The sequence below is a fragment of the Acinetobacter legionensis genome, from assembly GCF_057165765.1.
The window spans coordinates 2806438-2827385 of sequence record NZ_CM169896.1 but is presented as its reverse complement, the minus strand read 5'-3'; the positions used below and the strand labels follow the sequence as shown (position 1 = coordinate 2827385).

Here is a 20948-nt window from a genome sequence, read left to right as displayed (position 1 = left end):
AAAGGACTGATAGCAAAGCGTAATGCTGGCTAATAAGAAATAATTAAAAGAAATCAAGGAGACTATAATGCTCAAACGGGGCATAGGCTTAGGATTATTATGTATTACCGGTCAAGCATTTAGTGCAAATATTACTGTGACAACGACAGATGATATTGTAAAAGCTGATGATCAGTGTTCATTAAGAGAAGCAGTCGAATATGTCAATCAGGGAATGCCTGAGGCTGGCTATAATGGTTGTGGTGGTGGTAAAGAGGTTACTGCAAATATCATATTACAAGGGAATAAAGAGTATTCACTGAATAGCCAAATCAGGATACTCAAAGATGTGACGTTTGGTTCGACTTATGAAAGCAACGTAAATAATACACAAACGCTTATAGGTAAAAACAATGCCATTATTAAAATGGTTGGAAAAGAACGTTTATTTCAGATTGAAAAAATCATAGATTCGGCAGTAGAGACACCACCTGCAATGCTCAAAGTTTCATTTAATGAAATTACCTTAAAAGGGTGTAATGAAGCGGTATGTGCTGATCAAGGTGGTTTAATCTATAACAAAGAGTCTTTAGGTATAAGTAATAGCCAGCTTTTAAATGGTCATGCAAGACAAGGTGGCGCAATTTACAATGCGGGTGTGTATGTTGCGAATACTTCATTAAGTTCTGTTTCTATAAACAAGACCTTAATGAAAGGTAATACAGCAGTAGAAGGAGGTGTTGTTTATACCGAACTACCAACATTTGTTATTACACAGTCATTAATTCGAGATAATGAAGTTACAAATTCAGCAAGTTCAAATTTTGAAACAAAAAATCAATTTTCAGAAGAGGCTTTAAAAACAATTGGCTCCTCAATTCCTTTTGGAATTATGAATAGTACGATCTTTAGCAATAAAGGCTATGTAGTCAAGATTTACGATGCCATGCAAATCAACAATGTCACCATGATTCTCAATACTATGGGACTTATTGTAAACGCGCCCCAAAAGAAAGGTTATGTTGCAAATAGTATTATTGCTAAAAATGGTACACAAGATTGTACGATTGTGGCTGGCGGAGAAGCGGAACAGATCAGTAATAACCTCTATTCATCAGGCTGTAGTGGTTTTAAATCTACAGCATTAGGCAATGTACAACTAATTGCTGGGAATACCACGGAAGGCAAGTGTGACTATAGTACCGATGGAATTTTATGTCCATTTACAGAGGCACCTACTGTAGCTTTAGGTTATTTTTTACCAAGAATTTTAGCAAGTTATAATTCAGCTGAAGATTCACTGATTATTAACCATGGTCCAGAAGTACAAGATAAAATATTGGCATGTTCATCAGTTGATCAGCGTGGTAAAAATCGAGATGTTAATTCACAATTATGTGATCGTGGTGCGATTGAATTGGTGATTAACACCACAGATGTTACAACTGTGGGGCAAGATATTTTATATGGTGAAACAGCTAAGTTTTCAATCGCAGATCAATTACAAGATGGTGAGTTGGTTAGTGTTGAAAAGTGTAAGCAGATTTTTAATCGAGAGTTGGATGACAATGGTAAGCCTTGGCAAATTGGCTGTTTAAAAGTCATCCAAACAAATACCCCATCTAAAGGAACAATGTCGATAAACCAGGCTGGTGATATTGTGTATACCCCAAATAGTCGTTGGCAAGGTTCAGATGAATTTAAAATCAATGTGGTGACCTCAACCACAAGTTTTAATAAATCAGATAATCCTTATATTACGATCCCCGCACGAATTGTACAAAGAAAGCCAGATGATTTTAAGAACTCTAAAGTAAAGACTTCAGGTGGAAGTTTAGGGTTTCTTTCAATCATTGGACTGGTCGGTTTAGCAGGCTATCGACGGATAAAATATAAGTAAAGGATCGGATATGAAAAATTATAAAAAGGGATTTCTAACACTTGTTATTTTGTCGACCATGTCTCTGATGGCGGCAGAAGATAAAACAATTTATGTGACTACCTTTGAAGATGAGGATGGAACAAATCCTGACAAGTGTTCAATCAGAGAAGCCTTACGAGCTGCTGCTACACATAAAGCTTATGGTGGTTGCAGTGCAGGACAAGTTTATTCGACAGTGCCCAATGTGATTCAATTAGAAGCGGGTGAATATAAGCTGACGAAAGAGTTAAGACCTAATTCAGATATTTCCATTGTTGGTAAAGAACCTGGTGATTATAGTCGGCCAGATGTATTAACTAATAATTTCCCTGCTTCAACGCCATTAAAAACTACAATTTCAGGCCAAGGGACCTCGCGTATTTTCAATACCATTTATGAAAATAAGCCAAGTTTAACGCTGAAAGATGTGATTTTAAAAGATGGCTCTAGCTTGAATGACACCAATAGCAGCGTGGGCGGAGCGATTTATGCAGGCGGTGCAACAACCTTAACCAATGTAACAATTATCAATTCAAATGCGAAAACTGGTGGTGCAATTTATCTAAATGATGCTTCAAGTTCACTTACAGTCAACTATGGCGTGTTTGACGCAAATAAAGCTGATCAAGGTAGTGTACTTGGAATGACATGCTCTGATAATTTGGTTTTTACAACACGAAGTATCGCAGTGAATGGCACAACTTTCATTAATAATGGATCTGCAAATAGCTTAAGTATGTTTAGTTTTTGTGGACAGCCTTCTGTGACATTTACTGCAAATACATTGACAAAGAATACTGCAAGTATGAGTCAAGGGAGCATCATTCAATTTAGCCAATTAACACCACAAGGAAAGGTTAATTTTAGTGATAGTTCTTCTTTATCACTGCTCAGCAATACTATTGTAAAGAATGATGCTTGGGCAACACTACTATATGGATACAATGGTTTAAAAACTTTAAGCAATAATATACTGGCTTATAATAATGGGAAATCTTGTCGTTATGCAGATGGTGATGTCAGTAAAGTTGAAGGCTCAGGTGTAGTGCTGGGCTATAATGCTTTAAAGCTTACTGCTGGTAATGATCAGTGTGAAGTTGCAGAGGCAGTGACTAAAGAGGGTAAAGACCATTCATTTGATGTAAGTAATATTGAGTTCTCATCTATTTTAAATGACTTAGAGCAACCGAGTGAATCCACTGGTTTTATGCCGATGTATTTCCCTAAAAACTTAGGCACAGATAAAGATTTAGTTGATATTGGTTATACTGGGTGTAGTGGATCTGATCAGCGAGGTGTCACCCGAGTGGTTGCGGAAAACTCTAATGGTCAAAATGATGTAGCGAACTCATGTGATATCGGTTCTACAGAGGTTTTACGTCTTACAGCAAATAACTTAAGCTCGACCAATGCATCAGTGGTTGCTGCACTTAGCAATTATCAGAACATATTGGATAATTATAATAAGTTGATTGCTGACCCAGCAACCAACCAAGACTTTATTCCTTTTTATAAATTTCAATCAGAGTTATATAGTAATCTAATAAAATACACCAAATCAGATCAGAAATATCGCACCATCTTTGTTGACCCTTTTGCTGCCAATCTGCCAGCAGAAATCATTACTAAAGGGCAGGATGGCAAAGATATTAGGGTTGTAAAACATCTAAGCGTTGACAATTATGATGTGATTGTTAAGCCACTTGGTGTGGGTTTATTGAATAGCGATAAGGTCTTTGCGGGTAAGGAAGATCCAAACTTTAAGTGTGAATGGAATGCCAACTTAAAAAGAATTATGTTATGGCGTATAGACGACAGCATAACCCCATCAGGTGATAATGAATTCTGTAGTTATCAACTACAGTTAAAATCTGAACCAAATATTACATCTTCAGCTTATGTGATTGGAACCTTTGCTAACATTGCACCCATCGTAGAGGATAGTAGTTTTAAAGTTGAATATGGTTCAACTAAAGCAATTGATGTGGATTTACTCCAATATGCCAATGATGATGGTGATGGTAATGCAGCAGCTTTAACTGCAAAACCCAATAAACCAAAATTTTATATCAATGCAGATGGTGTTGAATTACCTATCCGAATAGGTACAAATATTGACCCAATAGTTATTACTGCAGATCGTAGTGGTCCTTGCCCAGGTGTTGATAGTAAATATACCTGCTATGGTGGCAAAATTCATATCCAACTCAGAAACACATTGGACCCATTTAGCTACAAATTTACCTACTATGTGTATGATGCAGATGGTGTAATTTCCAATACTGCGACGGTAAAATTAGAAAACTCAGGTACAGCGCCCGGAAGTACGCGTACAAGTGGTGGTGGTGCATTGGGTTGGCTCAGTCTTCTTGGACTGTTAGGGTTGACAGGATATCGCCGCTATCAAACAAATAGACAACCAAAGCAATAATAGGCAAATAAATAAACTGGCAAATTAATGAATTTTACAACTTAGTGTATACAAAAAAACCAGTTTTTAGAAACTGGTTTTTTTGTATCTGTATGTTTTTTGCTATTTATATAGGCTTTCTTCATAATTTGTATTATAAGTTTTAAGTAGGAAGGGTTTGTTAATTGATTTCCCTTAAATCATTGAAAAGTTATTCATTTTGAACTGATATGAAACAATTTACTGTACTTACACCCCTTGAAAAGATCCCATGTAGTTCTGATGAATTACTTTCGATTAAAAGAAATGATTTGGTTCCATTACTCGACAATCAAACACGACTGAATTTATATGCTGATCAGTTAATTCAAGCACAATCGGTTCTGTTAAAAGCTATTGATCCAAGTTTAACGCAAAAACTGAGTCAAATTATTGCACAAATCATTCATCAATTATCTACATCCAAAAAAAAACTCAATCAACGTAAATTTAATGCTATACAAAAATGGTTAGGTTTAGATTTAGAGTTTAGCGTTGGACAAGTCAAATATTTACATGAATTAGAAAGTTTAATTGATGAAGCAAAGCATTTGAGTCAAAGATTACAAGTGGAAATTCAAAAGTCGGAAGCAAGATTTCAACAAGCCAATGGCTTAAGAGAGCAAATGGCGAAATATATTCGCGCCGCTCAGGAATTTTTACATGAATATCCTGATTTTATACACCATCGCCATCCTTTAGATAATTTTTCTGATCGGCTGTCTAAAAAAGTCAACACGTTACAAACGCTACAATCCAGTAATGATATTGCGTTAGCACAAATGCAGTTAACACAACAGCTTTCCTTGAGCTTACTTGATCGATTTAATGAAGCCCAAAATGTTCTGATTCCTGCATGGCAGTATCATGTAAAACAGAGCAGTACCCAGAATTCTTTTACAATGACGGAAGAACTTGATAAAAGTCGTGATAAATTAATTCAATCATTAAAGAAATCATTAGAAAATAAATAGGATACATGTATGAGCGATTCGAATTATCAAGCATTAAGCGCACAATCCAATACGCCATTGGAATTACAAAAGTTTGAACAATTGAATTTGAAAGAAATAGGTTTAAATACTGAAGATTTTAATGAGGTTGTAAATGCGCATAAAGACTTGGCCAATATTAATCATGCTTCCGTTGCTGAATACGGTAAAAATATTGCGACCAAAACATCTTCATATACTGATGAATTACTCAACTTAGTCAAAAATAAAGACTTAGATGTCACTGGGCAAAAATTAAATGAAGTCGTTCAAGTTGCTCAGCAATTGAATACATCGAGTATTTTAAATCAATCAAAAAATTCAGGATTTATTGGAAGCATACTCAGTAAGTTTAAAGGTGCTAAACAAAGTTTCGATCAACATTTTAATACCACCAAAGAGCAAATAGATTCATTGGTCAAAGAAATTGAAACATCACAAACAGGTTTAAAAGCACGGGTAGAAACATTAGATCGTATGTTTAATGGTGTTCAAGAGGAATATCGACAGCTGGGTGTTTATATTGCCGCAGGTCGAATTAAGCAAGTAGAAGTGCAGCAAGAAATTGCGACTTTATCTCAGCAAGAGCAAGATCCTAAAATCAATCAGCGTGTTTATGACCTTAACCATTTAGCCAACAATCTAGAAAAGCGGGTGAGTGATTTACAAGTCTTGCAACAATCTGCAATGCAAACCTTACCGATGATTCGTATTATTCAATCCAATAATATGATGTTGGTCGATAAATTTTATGCCATAAAAAATATTACTTTACCTGCATGGAAAAACCAGATCAGCTTAGCGATTTCTTTAAATGAACAACGAAATAGTGTGCAGCTTGCCAACACGATTGATGATGCAACCAATGAGCTATTAAAACGCAATGCAGATTTACTTCATCAAAATTCTGTGGATACTGCCAAAGCCAATCAACGTTCAGTGATTGATATTGAAACGCTTGAACATGTTCAAAATACCCTGATTAAAACTGTAAATGATGTTATTCAAATTCAGAAAGAGGGTATGCAAAAACGTGAAGAGGCTTCGACTCGGATTAAAGCGCTTCAATCGAATTTGCAACAGTTGGTATTAGATACCAGTACGCATCAATCCTAAGCCAAATTTTAAATCTTGGCACAATCTCATCTAAAGGTGTAAAGGTTGACTGAAAAAACGCAATATCCTGTAGATATTCAACAGATCGAACACGGACTAAAAATACTTCAGCATCGAAAACGGAATTTGATGGTTTCTGCTGTGGTTTTATCCTCTGTCGGTATCGCAAGTTTTGTTTCTGTTTTTTTTCAACAGGAATTGGTTTTTAACTTGTTCGGTGTGGCACAACAGGTTCATCAGTTACATTTGCCATATATTCTAGATCAGCAATTAAGAGAATATATCCATCAACCAGACTATCTTATGAATGCATTGTCATGGTTTGGTTGGCTGATCTTAAAATTAATTGTATCTTTTATTGGTGCATTTATTATTGTTGGTATATTAAGAAAAATTCGCTTTTTTAAGGTGCGCTTGCAATCTTTTATCCTTAAATTTGTTGCATGGCTTTTATCCTTGATTGTGCTATGGTCTGGTTTGACTTATGTACAATATGATCTAAAAGATGATGAAGATAAAGAGTTAAAATCATTTATAAAGTATGATCAAAACATTCAGCAAAGCGACATTTATCAATATCTGCAAAGATCGGATGCGCCTGATACAGTACAAAGCTATTTATTGGCACAAACCGCCTTGATGCATAAACCTATTGATAAGGTTGTGGCTACGGTTTACGCAGAAAAATTAATTAAAGCTGAGCAATTTGATTCCCGCTTTTTAGAATACGGCTTTAAACCGGAGCAATTATGGACAATTCAATATCAGGTATTTAATCGAGCGCTTTCCCCGATTGCGCAAGGTGTTGAAGCGCAAGTGAATCGTGCAAGCTTCTGGTCGAACATTGTTGAAAAGGTTTTATGGGGAATTTCAGCACTCAGTTTATTTTTTAGCTTGATGATTTATTGGGTGGCAAGTCGAATTGCGAAACGTTTACATCGAATTGGCCATCGCATCGGTTAATGTAAGCCACAAAGCTTATGCTTTGTAAAAATCTTGATAAAAAGCACTTTTGCTGATCACAAAAGTGCTTTTTATTGTTCGAAAATTAAATCTTGTTGTACTAAGCGACATCTTTCGCTCTGTTGGTAATCAGGTCTTTCAGTTCTAAGGTGTCAAAGGTTTTATCCCAGATTTCACCATCTACAATATAGTAGGGAGTAGGATGTTTACCGAAACCTTGTACATACTGGGTGATCTCAGTTTGTTTGTCTGCGATTTCCTTATGTTGAATAGAACGTAGAACTTTCGTGCCATCCAAGCCCATACCTTCAATGATTTGTTTCAGAACTTCAGGGTTGGCAATGTCTTTACCATGGGCGAATATGGCGTGGAATAAAGCCTGCGTTAATGCGAATTGGTCAAAGATATTGTCTAAAGCCAATATCGCCTGATGGGCTAAACGGCTATTGGGCATACGCTTCATATGCTCAATATCCACGGTTAAATCTTGACTATAAGCAGCAAATTTTGCCATATCAAGTTTACGATTGGCTTCTTTGGTTCCATATCTTTCAGTCAGGTATTGATAAACATCTAAGCCTTGTTCTGGAATTTCGGGTAAAACTTGCACAGGTAATAATTCGATTTTTTTCGCCATCGGTTGATTCCAATGTTGTTTGAGTTTTTCAAACGCCACATAACTCATTGGATAGACGATATCGAATACGAACTCTATTTTCATTGTTTTACCTCTTCACTTATTTATACAGGAATTGTGAATAAGTACACCTTGTTGTACTTAATTGGAGAAACCACAACATAAATTTAGCTTAAAACTTTGTGGCTTAGCTGCGCATGATTTTTTGTAGAGAGATGGTCGAAGAAAATATTATTTTTGTTGAAAATTAATCTAATTTTAAGTTTCGAGGAAGTCGGTGATGTCTATTGATTTTCTTGCCAATGCCCATATATACCAGCATTAGAGAATTTAAATTTGAAAATAGGGGGATATGCTGATGAGAAGGTGGCTGATTTTTGTTAAACTAAAAAACCGATTGATTTAATAAAAACAAACTGTTTTATCTATTTTTTAAATAGACGTAATATACATTCAACGAAAGAAATTTACTCCCTTGGAGATTGTTAGCATGTTAGATACAAATACTTCTGCTCAATTAAAAACCTTGTTAGAGCGCCTTGAAAGCCCAATTGAAATTGTTGCTTCTTTAAATGGTTCTGATAAGTCAGATAAAATTAAAGAATTGGTGACCGAAATTGCTGCACTGTCAGATCAAGTGACTGCCCGTTACGATGGTCAGAATGATCGTAAACCGAGCTTTGGTATTGCAAAAGTAGGTGAACAACCTCGTGTATTCTTTGCTGGTTTACCGATGGGGCATGAGTTTACCTCATTAATTTTAGCTTTATTACAAGTATCAGGTTATGCGCCAAAAGTTTCTGATGAAATCTTGGCTCAAGTCAAAGGTTTAAATTTGACTGCGAATTTTGATGTATTCGTTTCTTTAAGTTGCCATAACTGTCCAGATGTTGTTCAAGCACTTAACTTGATTGCAATTAATAATCCTGGCACTACGGCAACCATGATTGATGGTGCATTCTTCCAAGATGAAGTTGAAGAGCGCAAAATCTTGGCTGTACCTATGGTTTTCCAAAATGGTGAACATATTGGTCAAGGTCGTATGACTTTGGAAGAAATCGTTGCGAAATTGGACAGTGGTGCTGCGGCTAAAGATGCTGAAAAGCTGAATGCTAAAGAAGCGTTTGATGTATTGGTGATTGGTGGTGGACCTGCTGGTGCAACATCTGCGGTATATGCTGCACGTAAAGGGATTCGGACAGGTATTGTTTCTGAGCGTTTCGGTGGTCAGGTCATGGACACCATGGATATTGAAAACTTTATCTCAGTACAAAAAACACAAGGCCCTAAGTTTGGTTCAGATATGGAAGCACATGTTCGTGAGTACGGTGTGGACATTATGAATTTACAAAAAGTGAAAAACATTGTTGGTGCTGATCAAACAACTAATGGTTTAGTTGAAGTTGAATTGGAAAATGGTGCAAAACTTGAATCAAAAACGGTCATCTTATCTACAGGTGCACGTTGGAGAGAGATGAATGTACCTGGTGAGAAAGAGTACAAAACACGTGGTGTTGCGTATTGCCCACACTGTGATGGTCCATTATTTAAAGGCAAGAAGGTTGCCGTGATTGGTGGGGGTAACTCAGGTGTAGAGGCCGCAATTGATCTTGCTGGTATTGTTGAACATGTCACATTGATCGAGTTTGATACTCAACTTCGGGCTGACCAAGTGCTTCAAGATAAATTGAATAGTTTGCCAAATACCACTGTGATTTTGAATGCACTATCTACAGAAGTGATTGGTGATGGTTCGATTGTGACAGGGTTGAAGTATAAAGACCGTGCAACAGACGAATTACATACCATTGAACTTGCGGGAATCTTTGTACAAATTGGTTTATTGCCAAACACAGATTTCTTAAAAGCAACTGCTGTAGAGCTTTCAAACCGGAATGAAATTGTGGTAAATGATCGTAATGAAACCAATGTAAAAGGCGTATTTGCTGCGGGTGACTGTACAACAGTACCTTATAAACAAATCATAATTGCAGCTGGTGAGGGTGCAAAAGCGTCTTTATCTGCATTCGATTACATCATTCGTTCAGGTCAATAATCTTTCAATGATTACACGTTGAAAAGCAAGCCAAAGTGCCGTAATGACAACTTTGGCTTGCCTTAACATTTATCCCATATTTTACCCTTAATAGGAATTGAGTTGCTAACAGCTCAATTCCTTTTTTTGTGTTGAAGGTTGAATACTATTGAATAGAGCTTGCAAAAATAAGCTTTGTTAATGTTGTAAATCTTGAACAAGCGCAATGGTTTTTCGTTCTGCGGCTTGGATCGATTGCGCTAACAACTCGCCACCAAATTCCTGATACTCAATTGCGATTTCATGAAATTTTTCGATACCTATAAAATTGAATGCTGTTTTTATTGCAGGTTCAGCATGATTGGGAAATGGCGCATCAGCTGAATCAAAGTCATGCCCACCACGGGCAGAAAGGATAATCATAGTTTTTTGATGATCCAAAAGCCCTGAGTACGGTTGCTCTTTGCTAAGATCAAATGAGTAGGTTTTATTCATTCTCACGATGTGATCAATATAGGCTTTTAGATGAGCAGGTGTCCCAAAGTTATACATCGGTACGCCAAGCACAATAATATCTGCCCAATATAATTCTTCGATAAACTCATTACTCAGTTGTAGGCGTTGTTGTGCCTTTTCTTCAGATTCTGCATAGCCAAATTCAGAAATGATCCACTCTTCATCAATATAAGGGGGTGGATTTCGACCTAAATCACGATGTTTAACTTGTACAGATGAATCAATTTCATTCCATTGATCAATAAATAATTCGGTTAAGCGTCGGCTTAAAGAACCATGTGGGTGCGTACCTGAGATACCTGTTCTTAAACTAGTATCTATTTTTAGTATATTTGCCATGATTGTTACTCAATTTGTTGTTTGTTCAAATTGATTTTTATCGAATATGAAAAAAACAACAAACGATAAAAATACATGTTATAACTGAATCCAATTCATTTATATTTTGCGCGGTGATCTTCTGTGATTTTGCATAATTCCTTGGAGCAATTGTTGGCTTTTCAGCATGTCGCTGAACAACTCAGCTTTAAAAAAGCAGCAGACCAATTGTTTTTAACACCTACCGCCTTAAGTCATCGTATTAAGAAGCTGGAACAGCAATTGAATATTCAATTATTCGAACGACGTACACGCTCGATCAGCCTAACGCCAGAAGGAGAGTATTTACTTAAGCATGTGCAATCAGGTTTTGGGCAGATTCAAACGGCTTTGTTTCAACTTGAGCAAAATAAACAAAGATTATTGACCATTACCACAACACCATCCTTTGCAAGTGAGTGGATTATTCCTTATTTGCCAGAGTTACAAAGTCGCTTTCCCAATATTATGTTTCGGGTACATGCAAGTTATGACCTCGTTAATATGACTTCAGGTCTCTATGATTTGGCGATTCGGTATGGTTCAGGGGGCTATCAAGATGTTGATGCGGAATTATTAGCAGTTGATGAATATGTTGCAGTCGGGCATCCTTCTTTGGATATTGCAACTATGAACTGGACGACTGTGCCATTGATTCACTTTACCTGGGGAGACGAATACTGTCCAAATCGAGTCAATTGGCAGAAATGGTTTGAAAAACAAGGCTTACATATTCAAGCAGGGCAAGCGCAGGTATTTTATACACAAGAAAGTCATGCAATTCAGGCTGTATTGTCTGGACAGGGTATTGCATTATTAAGCCGCATTTCAATTGCCAATGATTTACAACAAGGGCGGCTGAAAATTGTATCTCCATGTGTTGAAACTGCATGGAATTACTATTTTTTAACTTTGCCAGATGCTGATTTTATTGTAAATGAAGTCAAACAGTGGTGTAAGGAGAAGTTTTCGCAAAATTTTGCCCATGAATGAAGATCTATGAGTTTTTTCGTCGCTTAGCTTTTTGCTTATATTACCTATCTTGAAATTAAAATTTAAATCAAACATGATTTTTTCAATAAGAAAAAAGCCAAAGTGTTCCCCAAATACACCTTGGCTTTTCCCTAATATTGTTGTTTTCCCCTTTTTATGAGCTGTGTTGCCATACAGCTCAGCTCCATTTTCTTTATTGTTATTGTTATTTGGACCAATGCGTTAACTAAGCAAAATACGTTCCAAGATTAGAATTGGTGTCGGATTTTGTCTTAGCCAAACAAACTTAGATAATGAAAGCGATTTAATAATTGCGCTTTGCTTTCTATATGTTGTGGATTTTGAACAATACATTCAATCGGACAGACATCCACACAGGTTTGATGTTCATAAAACCCGACACATTCAGTACAACGCTGTGTATCAATTTCATAGAACTTTTCTCCCTCAAAAATTGCCTGATTGGGGCATTCTGGTACACACATATCACAATTGATGCACTGGTCTGTAATCATTAAAGCCATTTCGATATCCTAAACTGCTTGGTAAGCCAATGATGATGCTGAAATATCAGTAGTCGAATTTGGTAAGTTTCTAATTAATAAGGCATATTTCATATCAATATCAGCCGGAATTGGAATTTCTACAATATATCCTGAGCCTTTTGCCTCTATGATCGGTTGTCTGTTTTTATCTAAAATTTCATAAAGAATAAATGTGATGTTGCCAGATGTGGTCATGAGTTCCATAGAGTCACCCACAACAAAACGATTCTTTACCTCAATTTTGATGTAATCATCATTGCGTTCAAGTACTTCACCAACAAATTGTTGATGGTCAAACTGAGAAGAGCCAGTTGCATAGTTTTGATATTCGGTATGGACATGGCGACGTAAGAAACCTTCGGTATAACCTCGATTGGCTAAACCTTCGAGTTGTGACATTAACGCCCGATCAAAAGATTTTCCCTGTAGAGCATCATCAATCGCTTTGCGATAAATTTGTGCTGTTCTAGCGCAATAAAAGTAAGATTTGGTGCGTCCTTCGATTTTTAAGGAATGAATGCCCATCTTGGTTAAACGATCTACGTGCTGAACTGCACGTAAGTCTTTAGAGTTCATAAAGTAAGTGCCATGTTGGTCTTCTTCAGCAGCAAACATGTCTTCTTTATGACGTTGTAATAAAACCGGTTCGCCAAATTGATGTTGTTGTATGGCGTGTTGCTCGTCGGCATCTTTATTGTTGCAACAGTCTGATGCTGTCTCCAGTTGTTGGACTGGAATGACATCCCCAAATGCATCTTCTGTTGCTTCGTGAATATTGTATTCCCAGCGACATGCATTGGTGCAAGCGCCTTGATTTGCATCACGTTTATTCATATAGCCTGAAAGTAAGCAACGACCGGAATAAGCCATACAGAGTGCACCGTGTACGAAAACTTCGATTTCCATATCGGGTACATTCTGTTTAATTTCTTCAATTTCCTCGATAGATAACTCACGTGACAAAATGACACGAGTGAGTCCCATATTTTTCCAAAATTTTACGGTTGCCCAATTGACCGCATTTGCCTGTACAGAGAGATGGATGGATATTTGTGGGAAGTTTTCTCGAACCAGCATGATCAAGCCAGGATCTGACATGATCAGTGCATCAGGTTGCATGGCGACCACAGGTTCAAGATCGCGAATAAAATTTTTTAATTTAGCATTATGCGGTTGAATATTCACCACTACATAAAATTTTTTGCCTAAGGCATGCGCTTCAGCAATACCCACTTTTAAATGATCATGATCAAACTCATTATTACGAACTCGTAAGCTATAGCGAGGTTGACCTGCATACACCGCATCGGCACCGTAAGCAAATGCATAACGCATATTCTTCAATGATCCTGCTGGTGATAAGAGTTCAGTAATATGTGAGATGCTCATATAAATTTAAAAGGCATACTAAAAATATGGTTTTATTGTAAGGGTTTAAAAATAAGATTCAACCTAGTAAAACACTCAGGATTAATCGGGTTAATTTGTATTAAAATATATATTATTCAATATCTTATATTTAATTAATTGGGTTTTTTGAAAAACCCTAAAAAATTATTTAAGCCTTTTTAATTGCTGATCGATAATAATTTCACCATCTTCTTTACTAAAAGCAGCACGCTGTGGCACAGATAAGAGATCTAAAACCAATTCAGAGGGTCGACATAAACGAACACCCAATTCAGTCACGACAAAGGGGCGATTGATTAAAATCGGGTATTGCAACATGAAATTAAGCAGTTGATCGTCAGTCCACTCTGTTTGATCTAGTTTTAAGGTTTTATAAACATCAACATTTTTACGCAGTGCATCTCGTACCGACAAAGCAGATTGCTGAATTAAATCGATGAGCTGAGTTTTGTTAGGTGGATACAGTAAATATTCGATCACTTCAGGTTCGATACCTGCATTTCGAATGAGTGCAAGGGTATTGCGTGAAGTCCCACAGGCAGGATTATGATAAATCTTAATTTGAGATGACATCGATCGACTCTCTGTTAAAAAGCAATATTGCATTTATATATGGATATGCGTATATTCGCAATAGTGAATATACTAAACCATAAAATTGAGTAATTGTGATGGATCAACCCGATTTCTTTAAGTGTTTATCAGATCCAACTCGTTTGGATATTTTAAAAATTGTCTTGGCACAGGGGAATGTTTGTGTTTGTGAAATCACTGAAGCGTTAAATTTAAGTCAGCCAAAGATTTCTAGACACTTGGCCTTGTTGAGAAATTTGTCCATTTTAATTGATCAACGCAAAGGCCAATGGGTGTATTACCGTTTAAATCCTGAATTACCAGAATGGGCCAATGCAGTATTAAACATAATTGCTGCGCAAACTGCGAATTCAGTTGTGGGTCGTTCAGACTTGATCCAAATCAACAGTTGTTGTGAGTAAGCTGTTATGAACTCAAATCAGCCAACTTCGCGGCTTTCTTTCTTAGATCGGAATTTAACTTTGTGGATCTTTATTGCGATGGGATTGGGGATCTGCATCAGCGTATATTTCCCGCAGGCTTCGGTGGCTTTAAATCGTTTAAGCCTAGATTCAGTCAATATACCCATTGCGATAGGTTTAATTTTGATGATGTATCCGCCACTTGCCAAAGTGGATTATGCGACCTTAGCGCAAGTCTTCAAAGATAAACGAACGCTGACTTTATCTTTGCTACAAAACTGGTTAATCGCGCCGTGCCTGATGTTTGCCTTAGCGATTGTGTTTTTACATGCTTATCCTGAATATATGACGGGTTTAATTCTTATTGGTTTAGCACGTTGTATTGCGATGGTCTTGGTATGGAATAATTTAGCATGTGGTGATAACCAATATGTCGCAGCTTTGGTTGCTTTTAATAGTATTTTCCAAATTGTCTTTTTTAGTACTTATGCTTGGTTGTTTTTAACAGTTCTACCACCGTATTTTGGTGTAGCAGGAAAAGTTATTGATGTTAGCTTCTGGACGATTACACATGCGGTTTTAATCTATCTAGGTATCCCATTTTTATTGGGCTTTCTAAGCCGGATCATTTTAGTTAAACGTAAAGGATTAGATTGGTATCAACATACGTTTATCGCTAAAGTCAGTCCGCTGAGTTTATTGGCATTGTTATTTACCATTGTGGCGATGTTTAGTTTAAAAGGGGCGGATGTAGTTAGCTTACCATTCGATGTACTGCGAATTGCCATCCCATTAACACTGTATTTTGTGGTGATGTTTTTCCTGAGCTTTTTTATGAGCAAATGGATGGGCAATGATTATCCTAAAACCACAGCGATTTCTTTTACTGCAGCAGGAAATAACTTTGAATTGGCGCTTGCTGTCGCGATTGCAACATTTGGATTGGCTTCACCTGTCGCATTTACCACGATTATTGGTCCTTTGGTTGAAGTTCCCATATTGATTGCCTTGGTCAGTGTATCGCTATGGCTGCGTAAAACTGTTTTTAGATAAATGTATTGGCACAATCAGTAACAGAAATAGTCGAAAGACTTATTTAACACAATGTAAAGTCAAACTGTCAAAAAATTAGGTACAAGAATATTATTTTTATTAATAAATATTTTTAGTTAAATCAATTGTATGGGGGGTTTTAGGTTTTAAAGCTTGCAATGCCGCACCATTTATTCAAAATTTAAATAACTTTGCGAAGACAATGTCTCCCTTTTCTTAGGGGATGACAAACCTTGCGCTGCAAACAAAACCTTGCTTTGTGTTTGCTCATGCTGAGCGAGAGGGACATCCTATATCCCCCCACTCAATGTCGATATCCATGTCGTCATGTGATAGCTGCACCTTGTATGATTTAAAAGGAAAAATGAGTTAATAACTAATGGTTTTTAAAAGTTCATTTAAAAATATACGCTTTATTGATGATCCATGATTTGATTTAAATCACTTATATGAATAATTGGTTGATTTAACTATAAATTATTCCGATGCTTCAAGTTTTTTGACAATCTGACAATGATCAATGGTGGTGTTCGAAGAGCAGGATTGACGTAATTCATGCAGTTGCGATTTAAAATGCTGTAATTCATATATTCGAGTTTCTACATGTCGAATATGTTCTTCAATCAATTGGTCAATGATTTTACAACCTTGTTCAGGATGTTGTAGATGCTCTAAAAGTTGAGTAATTTCATGTAAGGTCATATCTAATGCGCGGCAACGTTTAATAAAAATAAGCCGCTTTAATGTTTCATCATCATAATATTTATAATTATTATCTGCACGGTAACTGGATCTGATCAAATTTTTTTTTTCATAAAAACGCACAGTATCCGTCGACAGCTGAGTTTTTTTAGCGAGGTCACTAATTAAGTATTGCTGCATGGCTTATTTTCCTGAATCAACTTGACCTTGGACTAACTCCATAGTTTTAAATAGCAGTATAGCTGATTTTTTCATCATTTTTGACGCATGTGCTGATTTTCTTTAAAACGCCAACATGACTGAAAAATAAGCAGATAAGTCCATTTATATTGAATCAAGGAGAAGTGTCATGGTGTGTACGTGTAGTCATGAACCTGCACCACAGAAACCGAATAGCAAGTTTAGAACGGCTTTGTGGATTGCACTGTTTATTAACCTTGCCATGTTTTTTGTTGAATTGATTGGTGGGGCGTATGCACATTCTTCTGCACTTTGGGCGGATTCTCTGGATTTTTTTGGTGACTCGGTCAATTATGCCGTCTCTTTAGCCGTGTTAGGCGCAAGTCTGTACTGGCGTGCGACCGTTGCCTTATTTAAAGGGGCAATCATGGCAATTTTTGGTTTTGTCGTGATTGGCAAAACGATTTATGCCTATACGAAAGGGATCCCTCCAGAAGCGATTACCATGGGAGCGATTGGTGTATTGGCTTTAATCGCCAATGTGATTTCAGCCCTTGTGCTTTACGCTTTTAGAGATGGGGATTCCAATATGCAGTCTGTTTGGCTGTGTAGTCGTAATGATGCGATTGGAAATGTCGCAGTAATCTTTGCAGCAATTGGGGTGTTTGGTACAGGAAGCATGTTGCCAGATATTATTGTGGCTGTGATTATGGCGACTTTAGGCTTAACAGGCGGTTATCAGGTGATGAAGAAAGCATTACAAGAACGTAAACAAAATATGCCGACTCAACAAGTACTACAATGACGCTCATCTAAACCACAATAAGGTATTTTTGATCTCAGCAATGGGATCAAAAAATCATCATGAAGCAAGTACTTAAATTTCAACTATACGTGTTGCCATTTTGCTCCAAAAATTATTCCAGAGTTCTAAATACTCAGACTGGACTTGGTCCAAATACTGTTGGTTGTTTTGATCATAGCATTGTATCAGTAGGGTCCAAATGTCATCTTGGTGGTTGTCATCATTGGCAAGGGTCGCGTCATTCTGATCAGCCAGCCCATGACAAGCATAATAACCTTCAATAAATTTACTGTTGTAAATGGACATGTTGTTGCGGAGTGCTTCACTAAACTTTATGACTTGCAATTCTGTACAAGCCAAAATGAGCAATAATTCTGTATAAGAATTGATATGTTGGTGAATAAATTGAGCCAATGCGAAAGCTTCTATTTCAGTCTGTTGCTGATCTAATGGATCTAATTCCAACTGCTGCATCAATTTTAAAAAATAAACCAGATGTGATTTGGATGCAGCGCTTTTTTCGAGTTGGTGTGTATTGAAACCCAGTTCATCAATTAAGTTTAGCGACAGTAAGTAGCGTGCATATATTTTAGCTGCAATCCTATTTTCTGGATGAATATTATTGTTTTTCTCAAGACTGACGGCTTGATAAATCACCATGCTTAGTGCATCTGTAAAATTTTTAACAATGGCGGTAAAATAATTAATATGAATAAATTTAAGCTGTTCAAGCGTCAGTTGACTTTGATTCAACTGTACTAGTATTGGATGCTTGAATAGGACATGACAGTGTGTTTGTCGCTTTAAGTTTGCGATAGCTTGAGTATTTTGCTGCCATAATTCAGGTTGTAAGGAATTTTGAATGAAATGCAGCAACTCGAAACGAGTATGTTCAGATTGCGTGAAAGATAATATGCTCATATGCTGCATTAAAATTTTAATTTTGCCGTTTTTATAATAGTAAAAAACAATATGTTTTGCTAGTATTTATGCAGGTTTAATATTTTATATTTCATATACTTGCCTTTGTAGTTTTGATGTTTTTCTATAAAAACTCAGTATTCATATGAATTTAAGATATAATTCTTAGCATACACTTGAAGTAATTCGTATTTATGTGCTGTTCTTATAAGCTAATGCTTTAATTTTAATCTTAAATTTTTGTACATCAGGTAAAAACAAATGTCAAAAAAAGAGGACATCATTAATACAGCGTTGAATCTCTTTAATACATATAGTTATAATTCTATCGGTATAGACCGAATTATTAGTGAGTCTGGCGTTGCAAAAATGACTTTTTATAAATATTTTCCATCTAAAGCTAAATTGATTGAAGAATGTTTGATTACGAGAAATCTCAATTTGCAAGAATCGTTAGATGCTGCAATCGCTAAATGTGATCCACAAGATTATTTATCTCATATAAAAGCCATCTTCACTTGGTATAATGCATGGTTTCATACAGAAGACTTTAATGGTTGTATGTTCCAAAAGGCCGTAGAAGAGATTTCAAAAGTTTACCCATCATCACTCCAACCTGCAACTGATTATAAAGAGTGGTTAAAAGGGCATTTGAGTAATGCGTTGCGCCATTTAGGTGTCAAGCAAGATATTCAACTTGCTTCTTTCTTGTCAAGTCTTCTTGACGGAATGACGATTCAGGCGCAAATAGATCCTCAGCAAGTGTGTTTGGATGATTACTGGAGACGGGTAGAAACCCTGATTCAGATGGAATTGGCTTTAGACCAACCGAGTTCAGTTTAGAGTTTAAGTTTGTTGAGTAATCGCAGATTGCAAGCGTAAGCAATATTGATTTGCGTTTGCTGATCTGTTTAATTCACCACTTAAACTTGAAAATAAAAAAGCGCGATCACGTGAAGTGAATCGCGCTTTGCTGATAAGTTTTTTATATACCTGATCATTTATTGTTATAACGATAAATCATCAGGTAAAGAGATGCTTCAAGCATCTTCTTATATTTATTCTTATACCCTCTGAATGCACATGTCATTCGTTTTTCTCAGCAAATTATACAGACTTGTCTGTTTAGTTGGATTATAAAGATTTTGTTGTTTTTTACAACAGAATCTTTGTGAATTTGTTTGTTTTTTTATCAATCGACTTAAAGGTTAAAAAAAATATCTAATTTTTGGTACTTTGCGTTTAATTTTATCGGCAATGATCTAGTTTAAAAATCAGTTATGGACCTTGTTGGTTAGGCTAGCAGACTCCTATTTATCTTTAAATGGCAGTGAGTTGTTATACACGAAGCGTGTGGTCAAGAATTTGAAAATTGAAATGAATAATTGTAAATAAATATTAGAGATAAAAATAAAAGACCTTGAAAAATGCCTATACTGTTGGGAATATCAATATTTAAGCATTAGTGATTCATTCTTCGGGGTAAAATTCTAGGATCATTGCTATTGAGGATTTGTTCAATTTTGCCATTAGGGCGCTGAAGAATCGTTTGATCATGCGTATAGACTTTGCCATTGCGAGCAACCGCATTTTGATCATTGGGCGGGGTAAATAACCAAGTTTCATTTTGTGTTAAAGGATGAACCAATAAATTGAATTCAGTATTTGCTGGATATTGAATATCGCCTAAGGTTAATTTTTCTGTCAGTGTGCCATTTTCAATTCCGATGAGTTGTTTATTTTGATCCAAATAGACATTTGCCCATTGTAGGGAAACAGCTTTGTATTGGGTGAGAGGATTGTGAATCCGCCAGTAATCTGTAGAAACAAAGTTGTCTGGATATTTTTGATATTTAGAACGTTCAATATCTGCCTGTGCCACAAGTATAATATTTTCTAGCTGCGTATCTTGAGCAAGATTACAGTGCTCTAAACCAATGATGTTGCCAGCATCATCTAAATAGACTTGAATATAGCTCATCAGCTGACAATTCCAACCTTCGATCGTATCCTTACCTGTACCCATTAATGTGGTTGAACGATCATCAAAAAGTTCCAAATCAATACCACGAGGAATTTTCATGCTGTTAATTTGCAGCTTTCCAAATAATACGGGTTGGGGAAATTTGGCTTGTCTCAATGAGGTCAATTGATCGGGTGCAAATAATTCAAGTTCAGTCCCTTGTGGCATTTGAATGCCTAAAATTTTCTCAGGCGAACTTAATGTTTTATGTATGGAATGATGCTCTTTTTCAATCTCATTTTTTGTAAATAGAACAAGGAAATAAAGTATCAAGCTCAAAAAAACGCAGAGTACACTACAGACAAATAGAGACTGAATAAAAATATTGCCATGCCTAAGGGTATTTCTGAATTTTG

At 36.4% G+C, this 20948-nt stretch carries 19 protein-coding genes; 11 read left to right on the top strand and 8 right to left on the bottom strand.

The window, feature by feature from the left end; genetic code table 11:
• Positions 1-67: 67 nt before the first annotated feature.
• The 5 genes from rbtA (at position 68) to AC2G3J_RS12930 (ending at position 7420) form a co-directional block, all read left to right on the top strand.
• Entirely contained in the window at positions 68-1879 is a 1812-nt protein-coding gene (rbtA, locus tag AC2G3J_RS12950; protein WP_419328926.1) for a rhombotarget A, read from the top strand.
• A 10-nt stretch (positions 1880-1889) separates the two neighbouring features.
• Positions 1890-4331: a CSLREA domain-containing protein gene (locus AC2G3J_RS12945; RefSeq protein ID WP_419820639.1), complete on the top strand. Its 2442-nt coding sequence runs from the start codon at positions 1890-1892 to the stop codon at positions 4329-4331.
• 209 nt (positions 4332-4540) lie between these two features.
• On the top strand, positions 4541-5323 hold the full coding sequence (locus tag AC2G3J_RS12940; protein ID WP_336954717.1) for a tellurium resistance protein: 783 nt from the start codon (positions 4541-4543) through the stop codon (positions 5321-5323).
• 9 nt (positions 5324-5332) lie between these two features.
• Positions 5333-6457, top strand: a complete 1125-nt coding sequence (locus AC2G3J_RS12935) for a toxic anion resistance protein (protein WP_419328929.1) — start codon at positions 5333-5335, stop codon at positions 6455-6457.
• A 45-nt stretch (positions 6458-6502) separates the two neighbouring features.
• Positions 6503-7420: a hypothetical protein gene (locus AC2G3J_RS12930; RefSeq protein WP_336954715.1), complete on the top strand. Its 918-nt coding sequence runs from the start codon at positions 6503-6505 to the stop codon at positions 7418-7420.
• Between the two features lie 100 nt (positions 7421-7520).
• Here AC2G3J_RS12930 and AC2G3J_RS12925 read toward each other — a convergent pair whose 3' ends face one another.
• A complete protein-coding gene (locus AC2G3J_RS12925; RefSeq protein ID WP_336954714.1) occupies positions 7521-8141 on the bottom strand; it encodes a DsbA family oxidoreductase in 621 nt (206 codons plus the stop codon).
• A 406-nt stretch (positions 8142-8547) separates the two neighbouring features.
• On the opposite strand from AC2G3J_RS12925, the gene ahpF reads away from it, so the two are divergent.
• Positions 8548-10113 carry an alkyl hydroperoxide reductase subunit F gene (ahpF, locus tag AC2G3J_RS12920; RefSeq protein WP_419328931.1) on the top strand — a complete coding sequence of 522 codons (1566 nt, stop codon included), beginning with the start codon at positions 8548-8550 and terminating at the stop codon, positions 10111-10113.
• Between the two features lie 177 nt (positions 10114-10290).
• Here ahpF and AC2G3J_RS12915 read toward each other — a convergent pair whose 3' ends face one another.
• On the bottom strand, positions 10291-10947 hold the full coding sequence (locus AC2G3J_RS12915) for an FMN-dependent NADH-azoreductase (RefSeq protein ID WP_336954710.1): 657 nt from the start codon (positions 10945-10947) through the stop codon (positions 10291-10293).
• 153 nt (positions 10948-11100) lie between these two features.
• Between AC2G3J_RS12915 and AC2G3J_RS12910 the strand changes: the two genes are divergently transcribed.
• Positions 11101-11958 carry a LysR substrate-binding domain-containing protein gene (locus tag AC2G3J_RS12910; RefSeq protein ID WP_419328935.1) on the top strand — a complete coding sequence of 286 codons (858 nt, stop codon included), beginning with the start codon at positions 11101-11103 and terminating at the stop codon, positions 11956-11958.
• A gap of 272 nt (positions 11959-12230) precedes the next feature.
• Here the strand turns inward: AC2G3J_RS12910 and AC2G3J_RS12905 are convergent, their stop codons facing one another.
• The 3 genes from AC2G3J_RS12905 to arsC all read right to left on the bottom strand — a co-directional run bounded on the left by AC2G3J_RS12905 (position 12231) and on the right by arsC (position 14486).
• A complete protein-coding gene (locus AC2G3J_RS12905; RefSeq protein WP_004721738.1) occupies positions 12231-12482 on the bottom strand; it encodes a YfhL family 4Fe-4S dicluster ferredoxin in 252 nt (83 codons plus the stop codon).
• A gap of 9 nt (positions 12483-12491) precedes the next feature.
• Entirely contained in the window at positions 12492-13892 is a 1401-nt protein-coding gene (trhP, locus tag AC2G3J_RS12900) for a prephenate-dependent tRNA uridine(34) hydroxylase TrhP (protein WP_483770092.1), read from the bottom strand.
• 165 nt (positions 13893-14057) lie between these two features.
• Complete coding sequence (arsC, locus tag AC2G3J_RS12895; protein WP_483770091.1) at positions 14058-14486, bottom strand: arsenate reductase (glutaredoxin); 429 nt, start codon at positions 14484-14486, stop codon at positions 14058-14060.
• A gap of 98 nt (positions 14487-14584) precedes the next feature.
• Here arsC and AC2G3J_RS12890 point away from each other — a divergent pair, with 98 nt between their 5' ends.
• Positions 14585-14908 carry an ArsR/SmtB family transcription factor gene (locus AC2G3J_RS12890; RefSeq protein ID WP_483770090.1) on the top strand — a complete coding sequence of 108 codons (324 nt, stop codon included), beginning with the start codon at positions 14585-14587 and terminating at the stop codon, positions 14906-14908.
• Positions 14909-14914: 6 nt separating this feature from the next.
• Positions 14915-15961, top strand: coding sequence for an ACR3 family arsenite efflux transporter (gene arsB / locus AC2G3J_RS12885; protein WP_419328941.1), 1047 nt, complete (start codon positions 14915-14917; stop codon positions 15959-15961).
• 477 nt (positions 15962-16438) lie between these two features.
• On the opposite strand, the gene AC2G3J_RS12880 is transcribed toward arsB, so the two are convergent.
• Positions 16439-16843, bottom strand: coding sequence for a Cd(II)/Pb(II)-responsive transcriptional regulator (locus tag AC2G3J_RS12880; protein ID WP_004721728.1), 405 nt, complete (start codon positions 16841-16843; stop codon positions 16439-16441).
• A 169-nt stretch (positions 16844-17012) separates the two neighbouring features.
• Between AC2G3J_RS12880 and AC2G3J_RS12875 the strand changes: the two genes are divergently transcribed.
• Positions 17013-17648, top strand: a complete 636-nt coding sequence (locus AC2G3J_RS12875) for a cation efflux transmembrane domain-containing protein (protein ID WP_483770089.1) — start codon at positions 17013-17015, stop codon at positions 17646-17648.
• Between the two features lie 72 nt (positions 17649-17720).
• Here the strand turns inward: AC2G3J_RS12875 and AC2G3J_RS12870 are convergent, their stop codons facing one another.
• Positions 17721-18569, bottom strand: a complete 849-nt coding sequence (locus AC2G3J_RS12870; protein WP_483770088.1) for a hypothetical protein — start codon at positions 18567-18569, stop codon at positions 17721-17723.
• A gap of 261 nt (positions 18570-18830) precedes the next feature.
• Here AC2G3J_RS12870 and AC2G3J_RS12865 point away from each other — a divergent pair, with 261 nt between their 5' ends.
• On the top strand, positions 18831-19412 hold the full coding sequence (locus AC2G3J_RS12865) for a TetR/AcrR family transcriptional regulator (RefSeq protein ID WP_483770087.1): 582 nt from the start codon (positions 18831-18833) through the stop codon (positions 19410-19412).
• A 619-nt stretch (positions 19413-20031) separates the two neighbouring features.
• Here AC2G3J_RS12865 and AC2G3J_RS12860 read toward each other — a convergent pair.
• Positions 20032-20760, bottom strand: a complete 729-nt coding sequence (locus tag AC2G3J_RS12860; RefSeq protein ID WP_336954698.1) for a hypothetical protein — start codon at positions 20758-20760, stop codon at positions 20032-20034.
• Between the last annotated feature and the right edge of the window lie 188 nt (positions 20761-20948).